Raw genomic sequence first — 11,293 nt, forward strand, 5'->3', positions numbered from 1 at the left:
CCTTAGGCCACTGCCCTCAACGCCGTTTCCAGTGACTGGTCGTATCTGTGGAGGATCAGGTCCGCCATCGCGGGGTGGGCTCCCAGGGGGGCCGAGGCTACCCATGGGGCCTTGGCCGCGCACTCCGTCGCGAAGCGGCCCGGGGCTGTGAAGCAGGACGCCACGGCTATGCGGTGGCGGCCTCTCGCGGTGAGGGAGCGGATGGCCGACTCCACCGTCGGGGTCGCCGCGCAGGCGTACGCCGGGACCACGGGGACGCCCAGCCGCTCGGCCAGGCGGTCGGCGATACGGCGGGTGCCCGCGGCGGACTCGGGGTCGCGGGAGCCTGCGGCGGCGAGGACCACGGCCGTCGTACGACGCTCGGAGGCCGTGCGAGGGGCGTGCCAGCCGGCCTCGGTCAGGCGTTCGTGGAGTGCCTGGACGAGCAGGGGGTGGGCACCCAGCGGTGCGGCCTGGCGGGTGCGGATCCTGGCCTCGGCCGCCATGTCGGGGATGTCCTGCTTGATGTGGAAGCCGCGGCTGAACAGCAGCGGGACCAGGACGGCCTCGTCGGTGCCGAGGGAGGCGAGGGTGTCGGGCAGCAGGGGGGCGTTCAGCTCGATGTGGCCGAGGCGGACGGCGAGACCGGGGCGGCGGGCGCGGACCCGGTCGGCCAGCTCGCGGACGGTCTCCAGGGCGCGGGGGTCGCGGCTGCCGTGGGCGACCAGGACCAGCGCGGGCTGGCCGTCGAGCGGGGCGAGGCCGAGGCGGCCGGCGAGCCCGCTGCTGATCCGGTTCATGAGATGCGCCGTCATGCAAGGATCCTGGCTGGCCGAGATTGCGCCCCCGTTGCACGGCCGTATCACGGTTGTTTTCCGGTGCTTCACGGGACGCGGGCGCTCGGTGTGAGGTGAACCGGATCCGTGCGGGGCGCGTCCTTCCTGGTCGTAGGCGACCGGAGGATGGCTGGATGAAGATCGTTCGACCCCGTGTGCCCCGTACACGTGCCGGGCGGCGGCGGCTCGTGCAGGCCGTGATGGCGGGGTGCGCGCTGGCGCTGATGCCGGCGGCGTGGCTGCACGTCGTGACGGACGGGCGGCTGAGCACGACCGCGGACGTGCCGCGCACGGACGTGGCGATGGTGTTCGGGGCGGGGCTGTGGAACGGCGAGCCGTCGCCGTACCTCGCGCACCGGCTGGACACGGCGGCCGAGCTGTACCGGGCGGGCCGGGTGAAGGTCGTGCTGGTCACCGGGGACAACAGCCGTGAGGAGTACGACGAGCCGGACGCGATGCGCGCCTATCTGGTGCGCAGCGGGGTTCCGGACCGGCGGATCGTGTCGGACTACGCGGGCTTCGACACCTGGGACTCGTGCGTACGGGCGAAGAAGATCTTCGGCGTCGACAAGGCGGTGCTGATCAGCCAGGGCTTCCACATCCGGCGGGCCGTCGCCCTGTGCGAGGACGCGGGGATCGTCTCGTACGGCGTCGGGGTCGCCGAGCCGCACGACTCGACCTGGTACTACGGCGGCGTACGGGAGATCCTCGCCTCCGGCAAGGCCGCGCTGGACGCGGTGATCGAGCCCGATCCGCGGTTCCTGGGGCGCAGGGAGCACGGCGTGACGCGAGCCCTGACGGAGGCGAGTGGCTTTTAGGGGCGCGGGGAACTGCGCGAGCAACCCACCACGGCCCGCAGGCGCGGACGGCGAGACGCGGGCAGGCGGGCGGGCGCGAGGGACGCCCCGGCCGCCGGGCCAGGGCAGTACCGGTCCCACCTCACGGTCCGGCCGCGCACGCGAAGAGGTCGCCGTGCGCTTCGTTTAACAATCGGCCGTCATGGGGCGTAACACGCCCGACCCACGCTGAAGTGCATGAAGAGCACCCTCACGCCCACCCACTGCCCGTACTGCGCCCTGCAGTGCGGGATGAACCTGTCGCCCGCACGCGAGGGGGGCGTCGAGGTGATCGAGCGCACCGATTTCCCGGTGAACCGGGGCGCGCTGTGCGGCAAGGGCCGCACCTCGCCGGAGGTTCTCGCCAAGGGCGTCCGGCTGACCTCGCCTCTTGTGCGGCAGGGCGGCGCGCTCGTGCCGGCCGGCTGGGACGAGGCGCTCGACCGGATCGCCGGGGCGCTGATCCGGACGCGCGCCGAGCACGGGCCCGACGCGGTCGGCGTGTTCGGCGGCGGCGGGCTGACCAACGAGAAGGCGTACACGCTCGGCAAGTTCGCGCGGGTCGCGCTGGGGACCTCGCAGATCGACTACAACGGCCGGTTCTGCATGTCGTCGGCGGCGGCGGGCGGCACCAAGGCGTTCGGCCTGGACCGCGGGCTGCCGTTCCCGCTGGAGGACATACCGCGGACCGGGTGCGTGATCCTGGTCGGGTCCAACCTGGTCGAGACGATGCCGCCGGCGCTGCGCTACCTCACCGAGCTGAAGGAGAACGGCGGCACGCTGATCGTCGTCGACCCGCGCCGCACGCGTACCGCCGAGCAGGCCGATCTGCATCTGGCCCCGCGCCCGGGCACCGACCTCGCGCTCGCGCTGGGGCTGCTGCACCTGGTCGTCGCGGAGGGCCGTACCGACGAGGAGTACATCCAAAACCGTACGTCCGGCTGGGAGGAGACCCGGGCGGCGGCGATGGCGCACTGGCCGGAGTACGTCGAGCGGATCACCGGCATCTCCGTGCCCGAACTGCGCGAGGCCGTACGGCTGTTCTGCGAGCCGGAGGCCGCGATGGTGCTCACCGCGCGCGGGCCCGAGCAGCAGGCCAAGGGCACCGACACCGTGAGCGCGTGGATCAACCTGTGCCTGGCGACGGGGCGGGCCGGTCAGCCGTTCAGCGGCTACGGCTGTCTGACCGGGCAGGGCAACGGGCAGGGCGGGCGCGAGCACGGCCAGAAGGCCGACCAGCTGCCCGGCTACCGCAAGCTGGACGACCCCGAGGCCCGGCGGCACGTGGCCGCGGTGTGGGGCGTGGACCCGGACTCGCTGCCGGGACCGGGGCGCAGCGCGTACGAGCTGCTGGACGCGCTGGGCACGGACATCAAGTCGCTGCTGCTGATGGGCTCCAACCCGGTGGTGTCGGCGCCGCGTGCCGCGCACATCGAGGAGCGGCTGCGGTCGCTGGACTTCCTGGCCGTGGCCGACGTGGTGATGTCGGAGACAGCCGAGCTGGCCGACGTCGTGCTGCCGGTGACCCAGTGGGCCGAGGAGACGGGCACGACGACGAACCTGGAGGGCCGGGTGCTGCTGCGCCGGCAGGCCATCACCCCGCCCGAGGGCGTGCGCAGCGACCTGGAGGTCCTGCACGGCCTCGCCGCCCGGCTGGGCGTGGAGAAGGGCTTCCCGACCGACCCGGAGGAGATCTTCACCGAACTCCGCCGCGCGAGCGCGGGCGGACCCGCGGACTACTCGGGGATCACGTACCGGAGGCTCGCGGAGGAGAACGGCGTGTTCTGGCCCTGCCCGGGGCCGGTGGAGCCGGAGGGGGCGGACGCGTCCGCGGGCTCGGCCGCAGCGGATGCACTCACGGGTACGACCGGCTCCGGCCCCGCAGGTCCCGTCGATGACGGCGAGGACGCCGCACTCGACGCCCCGCTGCCGGACGACCCCGCGCTGGAGACGGGTGCCGAGGAGCCGACCGAGGCCGCCGGCCACGCCGGTGAAGCCGGTGAAGCCGGTGAAGCCGGTGAAGCCAGCGAGGCCGCTGAGGCCCGTGTCGCCGCGCCGCACCCCGGCACCCCGCGGCTCTTCCTCGACCGGTTCGCCACGCCCGACGGGCGGGCCCGGTTCGTGGCGGTGTCCTACCGGGCGATCGCCGAGGAGCCGGACGACGAGTACCCGGTGCTGCTGACGACGGGCCGTGTGGTGTCGCAGTACCAGTCGGGGGCGCAGACCCGGCGGGTGGCGGAGCTGAACGCCGCCGCGCCCGGACCGTTCGTGGAGCTGCATCCGCGGCTCGCGGCCCGGCTGGGCGCGGCCGAGGGCGACCCGGTGGCAGTGGTGTCCCGGCGCGGCCGGGCCGTGGCGCCGGCCCGGATCACGACGTCCATCCGCCCGGACACCGTGTTCATGCCGTTCCACTGGCCCGGCGAGGGCCGCGCGAACACGCTCACCAACCCGGCCCTGGACCCGACCTCGCGGATGCCGGAGTTCAAGGCGTGCGCGGTGCGTCTGGAGGCGGTACGACCCGTCGCGGATTGACCCACGATTCTGGGGCAGAAATGCACCCGTCGGTGGGTCGCCGAGCCTCGTAGATTCGAGGCATGACGACCCACCAGGTACCTCAGCGCATGAACTTCGCCGCCGTCGCCCCCAAGGTGTTCAAGGCGGTCCTGGCCCTCGACGCGGCCGCCCGGCAGGGCATCGACCCGGTCCTGCTGGAGCTGGTCCAGATCCGGGCCTCGCAGCTCAACCGGTGTGCGTACTGCCTCGATTACCACACGGGCGACGCCCGCAAGGCCGGTGAGAGCGAGGCCCGCATCTACCAGCTCTCCGCGTGGGAGGAGTCGAGCCTGTTCACGGAGAAGGAGCGGGCGGCCCTGGCGCTCACCGAGGCGGTCACGCTGCTGCCGCAGGGGGTGCACGACCATGTGTACGACGAGGCCGCGCGCCACTTCGAGGAGCAGGAGCTCGCGCAGCTCATCGCGCTGATCTTCACGGTGAACACGTGGAACCGCATGAACGTGACGACCCGCAAGACCCCCGGCACGGTGTGACGGTCAGCGGCGGTTCCTCCAGTCGCCGCTCTCGATGAGCTTGCCGCGCTCCCGCAGCCGGGCGGCGATCGCGGGCGCGGCGAGATAGACCCAGGCCCGGACGGCGGCCCCGTCGGCCTCCCGCAGGACCTCGCGCTCGACGCGCAGATAGAGGCTGCGGCCCGGGTCGCCGGGGCGGTACTCCTCCAACTGGTCCAGCGCGCCGAGGAGTTCGGCGTACGCCTCGTCGAGCGCGGTGACCAGCTCCCCGCACACCACACCGCCCGGCTCCTCGACGGCGTAGGGGTAGCCGGGGCCGTCGTACAGGGCGGCTCCGGCGAGCCGGGCCGGGTCCTCGGCGCGGGTGCGGCCGCGCAGGAAGAGGTCGTGGTTGACCTCGCCGGGGCGGAGGGTGCCGTAGACGAAGAAGGGGAGGTGGCGGGGGTTTTCGGGCGTCACAGAAACGATTCTCACTCCTCACACACCTCCACGTAATCGCTATGGCCATGACAGGTCCGCAGCGCTTTGAATCTTGGTCACCTCCCGCCGCCGTCCCCGCACCGAGGAGACCCATGAGCCGGATACGGCCGTACGCCGCCCGCAGCCTGACCACCGCCGCCGCCGTCGCCCTGCTGGCCGGGGTGCTCTCCCCCGCGGCCGGCGCCGCGCCCGAACCCACGCCGCTGGAGAACGCGGCGGCGGCGCTGGACACTCACCGGAGCGAACTCGGCCTGGCGGAGGGGCAGTCGGTGAAGGTCCGCGACGTGATCGTCGACCCGGACGGCACCCAGCATGTGCGCTACGACCGCACGTACCGCGAACTCCCGGTGCTGGGCGGTGACTTCGTGCTGCACCTGTCGCCCGACGGCACCCTCCGCGGCACCTCCCGCGCGACGACCCGGCAGATCTCGCTCGGCGTGACCCCGGCGCTGCCCGCCACCAAGGCGGCCGACCTGGCGGCGCAGGCCCTGCGCGCGACCAACCTCGGCACGGCCCTGCGCAAGCTGACCTCCCGCCCCGAGCTGGTCGTCGACGCCCTGCACGGCGCGCCGAGGCTGGCCTGGCGCACCGAGGCGGCCGCCCTCGACGAGCGGGGCAACCCGGTCGCGCGTACGGTGCTGACGGACGCGACGACGGGCACCCAACTGGACGCCTGGGACGTGCTGGAGACCGCGACGGGCGACGGCCGGTCCCTCTACGGCGGCACGGTCGCGCTGGAGACGACCGCGAGCGGATCCTCGTACAGCCTGAAGGACCCGCTGCGCGGTGGCACGTACACCGGTGACGCGGCGGGCGGGACGGACCTGTGTCTGCTGGGCGCGGTGTGCGTGAGCCGCGCCCCGGCCACGGTCTTCACGGACGCCGACAACCACTGGGGCGACGGCACGCAGGCCGACCGGGCCTCGGCGGCGGTCGACGCCCAGTACGGCACGGCGATGACGTGGGACTACTACGCGAAGGTCCACGGCCGCAAGGGCATCGCCGGTGACGGCAAGGGCTCGTACAACCGGGTGCACTACGGGAGTGCGTACAACAACGCCTTCTGGGACGACAGTTGTTTCTGCATGACGTACGGCGACGGTGACGGCAAGCAGTTCGGTCCGCTGGTCTCCCTGGACGTCGCCGGGCACGAGATGTCCCACGGCGTGACGTCCAAGACGGCGGCCCTGACGTACTCGGGCGAGAGCGGCGGCCTGAACGAGGCGACCTCGGACATCTTCGGCACGCTCGTGGAGTTCCACGCGGCGAACGCCCAGGACCCCGGCGACTGGCTGATCGGCGAGAAGATCGTCCGCTCCGGCTTCGGCAAGGCCGCCCTGCGCTGGATGGACCGCCCCAGCCGCGACGGCAAGTCCGCCGACTGCTGGAGCCCGACCACCGGCACCCTGGACGTCCACTACTCCTCGGGCGTCGCCAACCACTTCGCCTACCTCCTCGCGGAGGGCAGCGGCCCGAAGTCCCTGAACGGCGTCACCTACGACTCCCCCACCTGCAACGGCTCCACCGTCACCGGCATCGGCCGCACCGCCCTGGGCGCGATCTGGTACCGCGCACTGACGGTCTACATGACGTCGTCGACGAACTACGCGGCCGCCAGGACAGCGACCCTCAACGCGGCCCGGGATCTTTACGGGGCCGGGAGCCGGGAGTACGCGGCGGTGGGCGCCGCTTGGAGCGCGGTGAAGGTGGGCTGACCCGCCCCCCTGGGCGGCCTAACCCCCGTAAGGCCGCCTCTCCTTCGCCTCCCTCAACGCCTGGCCCCACCACACCAGTTGGTCCAGCATCACCTTCGCCGCCGCGTTCGGGCCCGTCGGGTCCTTCAGGGTGCCTTCGGTGTCGAAGGCACCCGCGGCGTTGGGGAAGGAGACCGTGTCGCGGACGGTGACGGTGTGGAGTTCGGCGAAGACCTGGCGGAGGTGTTCGGTGGCGCGCAGGCCGCCGGAGATGCCGCCGTAGGAGACGAGGGCGACGGGCTTGGCCTGCCACTCGGTGTGGTGCCAGTCGATGAGGTTCTTCAGGGCCGCCGGGTAGGAGTGGTTGTACTCGGGGGTGAGGACGACGAACGCGTCCGCCGAAGCCAGCTTGGGGGTGATCGCGGCGAGGGCCGCGGCCGTCTCCGGCGTGCGGGTCATCGAGGTGGGCAGGTCCGTCTCCGCGACGTCCAGGACATCGGCCGTGAGGTCCTCGCGGGTGCGGAGGCGGTCGAGGAGCCAGTCGGCGACGACCGGGCCGAAGCGGCCGTGGCGGTTGCTGCCGAGGACGACGGTGACATGGAGGGGGCTGGTGTTCTGTGTGGTCATGCGGGACAGGCTGGTACCTCAAGTTTTGTTGAGGTCAAGCTCCGGTTCCCGGGCGGGCGGCGGTCACCCGTTCACCCCGTCGCCCTGCGCTCTTCGGGTGTTCTTGTACGACACGCCTGCCGTGCGGCCGTGACCTGCTGAAACGCACCCTCGGGGGTGCCCGGTGCGGGCCCGTTCGCCGCGTTTCTGACGCCCCCTCAGGAAGCGGGCTCGGCGCCCTGCCTTTTTCCTCGGAAGAGCAAGGGAAGAGCAGGGGCCGCGACAGGCTCGACCGAGGGGCTCGACGAGGAGCTCGTGAAGGAGCGACCGATGCGACGTACCGCCAGGCTGCTGACCGGCGCGGCGTTCGCCGCCGTCGTCGTCGGCGGACCGCTCGCCGCGAGCGCGTATGCCGCCGGCGCCGCTGAGTCCGCCGGCCTGGAGGTGTACCCGTCGTCCGTGGTCCCCGGCGGCACCGTCACCGTCGGCACCGCCGCCTGCGGCGACGACTCCGCCGCGGAGGGCGACGCCAGCGCGGTCGGGGCCGGGGTCTTCACCCTGGCGCCCAGCAGCCGCGAGGGCGAGGTGATCGGCCAGTTCAAGGTGCCGCCGAGCGCCCAGCCGGGGACGTACGAGATCGTCGCGACGTGTGGCCACGACGGCCGGGAGGTGCACGGCGACCTCGTGGTGACGCTCACTCCCGTGCAGCCGCGCGGCAGTGTGAAGACGGGGGTCGGCGGCGCTCTTGGCCCCGACCCCGTGCAGACCGCGGCAGGCGTGGCGGCTCTCGCCGTCGCCGCCGCGGGCGGTACCTGGCTCCTGCATCGCCGGGCGAGAGGCGACGGGATCTGACGGACACCCTCCGCTGTCCGTCCGCCGGTACCGCATGTCCCCTCCCCCTCCGGGTCCGACCGCCCCTCGCGGCCCGGAGGGGGACCCGGGGACCGAAGGGAGGTCCAGGTGCGCAGATACGGCAACACCGCCATAGCGGCCGTCACCGCCGCCGCCCTGTGCACGGGAGCCTGGCTGCTGCACAACGGCGCCGCCCCGCACGCCCCGCCGCAGCCCTCCGCCGCCGAGGCCGCCGGCACCGATCACGCGGGCCACGGCCGGGTGACCTCCGCCCCCGCTCTGCCGCCCTCCCCGCCCGACCGCATCCGCATCCCCGCGATCCGGGTGGACGCGCCTTTGATGGGCCTCGGCCTCACCCCGTCCGGCAGCCTCGACGTGCCGCCCGCGGAGAAGAAGAACCTCGCCGGCTGGTACGAGGCCGGCACCACGCCCGGGGAGACCGGCACCGCCATCGTCGCCGGGCATGTCGACAACGCCGACGGCCCCGCCGTCTTCTACGCCCTCGGCGCGCTGAAGAAGGGCAGCGGCATCGACGTGGAGCGGCGCGACGGCAGCACCGCGCGCTTCACCGTCTACGCCGTCGAGGTGTACCAGGCGCGGAACTTCCCCGACCGCAAGGTGTACGGGGCCGCCCCCCGCCCCGAGCTGCGGGTCATCACCTGCGGCGGCGGCTACTCACGCGCGACCGGGTATCAGGGCAACGTGGTCGTCTTCGCCCGGCTGACCGGCAGCGTGCGCTGAGGCTCCGCCCAGGAGGTTCGCCTTCCCCCACTCCGCGAGCGGCTCCAGCGCCGTGTTGAGGGTCTCGCCGCGCTCGGTCAGCGAGTACTCCACCCGCGGCGGCACCTCGGCGTACTCCTCGCGGTGCACGATGCCGTCCGCCTCCATCTCGCGCAGTTGTGCCGTGAGCACCTTCTCCGTCACGCCCGGCAGCTCGCGGCGCAGCTCCCCGAAGCGGTGCGGGCGCACATGCAGCGCCCACAGGATCAGCACCTTCCACTTGCCGCCGATCACGTCCATCGCCGCGTCCGTGCCGCACATGTACGAACCCGGCCGCCGTCCGATCGTCATGCCCCGTCCCCCCGTCCCCTCTGTCCGGATGTTCTGCCTGTTGTTCTGCCTGTTGCTCTGCCTGGTTGCTCTGCCTGGTTGCTCTGCCTGGTTGCTCTGCCTGGATGCTTTCGCCGCGGTAACCACCCACTCGTAAGTGCGTACTTGAGCAGGTGATCCACCCTCTACGAGGCTAACCGCCATGACTGACAACGCCCTTTCCCCCAGCTCCCGCACGCCTCTCACCGTCCTCGGCACCGGCGCCATGGGCACCGCCCTGGTCCGCGCCTGGCTCGCCGCCGGCCACCCCGTCACCGTCTGGAACCGCACCCCCGCCCGGGCCGAGGCCCTCGCCGCCGAGGGCGCGACCGTCGCCGCGAGCGCGGCCGAGGCGGTGGCCGCGAACCGGCTGGTGGTCGTCTGCCTGCTCGACGACGCCTCGGTCGGCGAGGCCCTCGCACCGGCCGGCCTGACCGGCCGGGACGTCGTGAACCTCACCACCGGCACGCCCGGCCAGGGCCGCGCCCGCGCCGCCTGGGCCGAAGCGCGCGGCGCCCGGTTCCTCGACGGCGGGATCATGGCCGTACCGCCGATGATCGGTGCCGCCGAGTCGGGCGCCTTCGTGTTCTACAGCGGCTCGGCCGAGCTGTTCGAGGAGCACCGGGCCGCCCTCGCCGTACCGGCCGGCACCCGGTACGTGGGCCCGGACGCCGGGTCCGCCGCCCTGCACGACGTGGCACTGCTGAGCGGGATGTACGGCATGCTCGGCGGGATCGCGCACGCCTTCGCCCTGATCCGCGGGCAGGACATCGCGCCGAAGGAGTTCGCGCCGCTGCTGGAGGGGTGGCTGAACGCGATGTCGTCCCTGGTGCATGTGGCCGCCGAGAGGCTGGAGAGCGGCGACTTCACGACCGACGTCGTCTCCAGCCTGGCCATGCAGGTCGCCAGCAGCGGCACGTTCCTGGGCACCTCCGAGGAGCTGGGGGTGAGCACCGAGCTCCTCACGCCGTACCTGGACCTGATGCGCCGGCGGGTGGAGTCGGGCCATGGCGACGAGGACAACGCGGGGGTGATCGCCCTGCTGGACGGCAGCGCGGCCACCGCCTGACGGCCGTCGGCATGGGTCACCTCAGGCGAGCCACTGCTCCCACGCCAGCTTCGCCACCAGGGTGAACACCACCGTCAGCAGGACGACCCGTACGAAGCCGCTGCCCTTCTTCAGTGCGGTGTGGGCGCCCAGCGTGCCGCCGGCGAGGTTGAAGACGGCCATGAGCGCGGCGAGCTGCCACAGCACGGTGCCCTGCCAGGCGAACATCGCGAGGGCGCCGGCGTTGGTGCAGCAGTTGACGATCTTGGCGGTCGCGGAGGCGGTCACCAGGTCGAGATGGAGTACGGCGGTCAGCGCCAGGACCAGGAAGGTGCCGGTGCCGGGGCCGATCAGGCCGTCGTAGAAGCCGATGCCGAGGCCGGCCAGGCCGATCGCGGCGAGGATGCGGCGGGGGGTGACCGGGCCGGGGGCCGGTGCGGTGCCGAAGGCGGGCCGCAGGATCACGAAGGCGGCGACGCCCAGCAGCACCACCATGATCACCGGCTTGAGCACCTCCGTGCTCATCCCCGCCGCGAAGAACGCCCCCGCCGAGGACCCGGCGAGCGCCGCGAGCCCGATCCGTACGGCCGTGCGCACATCGACCGGCGCCTTGCGGGCGTAGGTCACCGCCGCGCCCGTGGTGCCGACGATCGCCACCGCCTTGTTGGTGCCCAGCGCGTACGCGGCCGGAGTGGAGACCGGCAGGCCCAGCAGCAACGCGGGCAGGAGCAGCAGCCCGCCACCGCCCACCACGGCGTCGATCCACCCGGCCGCGAGGGCAGCCAGGCACAGCAGGGCGATCATGGCGAGAGATATGTCGGGCACGACGGCGACCCTACGGGACGGG

At 73.0% G+C, this 11,293-nt stretch carries 12 protein-coding genes; 7 read left to right on the forward strand and 5 right to left on the reverse strand.

Translation table 11 applies throughout. The features are described 5' to 3' along the window. Window positions 1–2: 2 nt before the first annotated feature. The gene (locus tag ACIQ6Y_RS10240; RefSeq protein WP_404035174.1) at window positions 3–794 is read right to left on the reverse strand and encodes a sirohydrochlorin chelatase; all 792 of its coding nucleotides are present in this window, start codon (window positions 792–794) and stop codon (window positions 3–5) included. Between the two features lie 155 nt (window positions 795–949). Between ACIQ6Y_RS10240 and ACIQ6Y_RS10245 the strand changes: the two genes are divergently transcribed. From ACIQ6Y_RS10245 to ACIQ6Y_RS10255, 3 genes are all read left to right on the forward strand, one after another. Continuing rightward, window positions 950–1,633, forward strand: coding sequence for a vancomycin high temperature exclusion protein (locus ACIQ6Y_RS10245; RefSeq protein ID WP_404035177.1), 684 nt, complete (start codon window positions 950–952; stop codon window positions 1,631–1,633). Between the two features lie 216 nt (window positions 1,634–1,849). After that, window positions 1,850–4,183, forward strand: coding sequence for a molybdopterin oxidoreductase family protein (locus ACIQ6Y_RS10250; RefSeq protein WP_404035180.1), 2,334 nt, complete (start codon window positions 1,850–1,852; stop codon window positions 4,181–4,183). A 62-nt stretch (window positions 4,184–4,245) separates the two neighbouring features. Further along, window positions 4,246–4,698 (forward strand): carboxymuconolactone decarboxylase family protein, encoded by a 453-nt coding sequence (locus ACIQ6Y_RS10255; protein ID WP_404035183.1) that lies wholly within the window; start codon window positions 4,246–4,248, stop codon window positions 4,696–4,698. 3 nt (window positions 4,699–4,701) lie between these two features. Here ACIQ6Y_RS10255 and ACIQ6Y_RS10260 read toward each other — a convergent pair whose 3' ends face one another. Next, on the reverse strand, window positions 4,702–5,136 hold the full coding sequence (locus ACIQ6Y_RS10260) for a gamma-glutamylcyclotransferase family protein (RefSeq protein ID WP_404035186.1): 435 nt from the start codon (window positions 5,134–5,136) through the stop codon (window positions 4,702–4,704). A 113-nt stretch (window positions 5,137–5,249) separates the two neighbouring features. On the opposite strand from ACIQ6Y_RS10260, the gene ACIQ6Y_RS10265 reads away from it, so the two are divergent. Beyond that, window positions 5,250–6,872: a M4 family metallopeptidase gene (locus ACIQ6Y_RS10265; RefSeq protein WP_404035189.1), complete on the forward strand. Its 1,623-nt coding sequence runs from the start codon at window positions 5,250–5,252 to the stop codon at window positions 6,870–6,872. An 18-nt stretch (window positions 6,873–6,890) separates the two neighbouring features. Here the strand turns inward: ACIQ6Y_RS10265 and ACIQ6Y_RS10270 are convergent, their stop codons facing one another. After that, the gene (locus ACIQ6Y_RS10270; RefSeq protein ID WP_404035192.1) at window positions 6,891–7,478 is read right to left on the reverse strand and encodes an NADPH-dependent FMN reductase; all 588 of its coding nucleotides are present in this window, start codon (window positions 7,476–7,478) and stop codon (window positions 6,891–6,893) included. Window positions 7,479–7,787: 309 nt separating this feature from the next. Here ACIQ6Y_RS10270 and ACIQ6Y_RS10275 point away from each other — a divergent pair, with 309 nt between their 5' ends. Both ACIQ6Y_RS10275 and ACIQ6Y_RS10280 read left to right on the forward strand, forming a co-directional pair. Then, the gene (locus ACIQ6Y_RS10275; protein WP_404035195.1) at window positions 7,788–8,309 is read left to right on the forward strand and encodes a hypothetical protein; all 522 of its coding nucleotides are present in this window, start codon (window positions 7,788–7,790) and stop codon (window positions 8,307–8,309) included. A gap of 108 nt (window positions 8,310–8,417) precedes the next feature. Then, complete coding sequence (locus ACIQ6Y_RS10280) at window positions 8,418–9,050, forward strand: class F sortase (RefSeq protein ID WP_404035198.1); 633 nt, start codon at window positions 8,418–8,420, stop codon at window positions 9,048–9,050. Here ACIQ6Y_RS10280 and ACIQ6Y_RS10285 read toward each other — a convergent pair. Beyond that, a complete protein-coding gene (locus ACIQ6Y_RS10285) occupies window positions 8,985–9,380 on the reverse strand; it encodes a winged helix-turn-helix transcriptional regulator (RefSeq protein ID WP_404035200.1) in 396 nt (131 codons plus the stop codon). The genes ACIQ6Y_RS10280 and ACIQ6Y_RS10285 overlap by 66 nt on opposite strands. Before the next feature lie 181 nt (window positions 9,381–9,561). On the opposite strand from ACIQ6Y_RS10285, the gene ACIQ6Y_RS10290 reads away from it, so the two are divergent. Beyond that, on the forward strand, window positions 9,562–10,467 hold the full coding sequence (locus tag ACIQ6Y_RS10290) for an NAD(P)-dependent oxidoreductase (RefSeq protein ID WP_404035203.1): 906 nt from the start codon (window positions 9,562–9,564) through the stop codon (window positions 10,465–10,467). 21 nt (window positions 10,468–10,488) lie between these two features. Here ACIQ6Y_RS10290 and ACIQ6Y_RS10295 read toward each other — a convergent pair whose 3' ends face one another. After that, the gene (locus ACIQ6Y_RS10295) at window positions 10,489–11,271 is read right to left on the reverse strand and encodes a sulfite exporter TauE/SafE family protein (protein ID WP_404035206.1); all 783 of its coding nucleotides are present in this window, start codon (window positions 11,269–11,271) and stop codon (window positions 10,489–10,491) included. Between the last annotated feature and the right edge of the window lie 22 nt (window positions 11,272–11,293).

The organism is Streptomyces sp. NPDC096205 (assembly GCF_044763135.1).
Lineage (GTDB): Bacteria > Actinomycetota > Actinomycetes > Streptomycetales > Streptomycetaceae > Streptomyces.

Excerpts from the sequence above, each read along its gene's own strand:
- ACIQ6Y_RS10240 (WP_404035174.1), bottom strand. The coding sequence starts at position 794 with ATGACGGCGCATCTCATGAACCGGATCAGCAGCGGGCTCGCCGGCCGC.
- ACIQ6Y_RS10245 (WP_404035177.1), top strand. The coding sequence starts at position 950 with ATGAAGATCGTTCGACCCCGTGTGCCCCGTACACGTGCCGGGCGGCGG.
- ACIQ6Y_RS10250 (WP_404035180.1), top strand. The coding sequence starts at position 1,850 with ATGAAGAGCACCCTCACGCCCACCCACTGCCCGTACTGCGCCCTGCAG.
- ACIQ6Y_RS10255 (WP_404035183.1), top strand. The coding sequence starts at position 4,246 with ATGACGACCCACCAGGTACCTCAGCGCATGAACTTCGCCGCCGTCGCC.
- ACIQ6Y_RS10265 (WP_404035189.1), top strand. The coding sequence starts at position 5,250 with ATGAGCCGGATACGGCCGTACGCCGCCCGCAGCCTGACCACCGCCGCC.
- ACIQ6Y_RS10270 (WP_404035192.1), bottom strand. The coding sequence starts at position 7,478 with ATGACCACACAGAACACCAGCCCCCTCCATGTCACCGTCGTCCTCGGC.
- ACIQ6Y_RS10275 (WP_404035195.1), top strand. The coding sequence starts at position 7,788 with ATGCGACGTACCGCCAGGCTGCTGACCGGCGCGGCGTTCGCCGCCGTC.
- ACIQ6Y_RS10285 (WP_404035200.1), bottom strand. The coding sequence starts at position 9,380 with ATGACGATCGGACGGCGGCCGGGTTCGTACATGTGCGGCACGGACGCG.
- ACIQ6Y_RS10290 (WP_404035203.1), top strand. The coding sequence starts at position 9,562 with ATGACTGACAACGCCCTTTCCCCCAGCTCCCGCACGCCTCTCACCGTC.